The sequence below is a fragment of the Stenotrophomonas sp. SrG genome, assembly GCF_050031795.1.
Classification (GTDB): Bacteria; Pseudomonadota; Gammaproteobacteria; order Xanthomonadales; family Xanthomonadaceae; genus Stenotrophomonas; species Stenotrophomonas rhizophila_A.
This window is the reverse complement of record NZ_JBNBBE010000697.1, coordinates 1-248: the sequence shown is the minus strand read 5'-3', so window position 1 is coordinate 248 and position 248 is coordinate 1. Positions and strand designations below refer to the sequence as shown.

Below are 248 nucleotides of genomic sequence, written 5' to 3'. Positions count from 1 at the left end.
CGGGGATCCGGAACCGCGCTCGCGGGCCGTCGAAGCCTGGCGCACTCTGTGCGCGCTGCTTAACGCGGATGTGGGTGCGTTCCATCGCTTGCAGGGCGAACGCATGGTGCTGGTTGGCGGCGCGGCGCTGCCGCAGCACCTGCCCGAGTACCTCATGGCGTATGCCGGGCAGTGTGGCGAAGTCCTGCGACAGGGCCAGCCGCGTAGTCTGGAAGAAAGCGAAAGCCTGCTTGAGTTTGAAAACTCTA

1 protein-coding gene is annotated in these 248 nt (G+C 65.3%); it reads left to right on the top strand.

The features are described 5' to 3' along the window. The coding region (locus tag ACQG3P_RS21370) for a hypothetical protein (RefSeq protein WP_426806175.1) at positions 1 to 248 on the top strand (248 nt) is incomplete at both ends.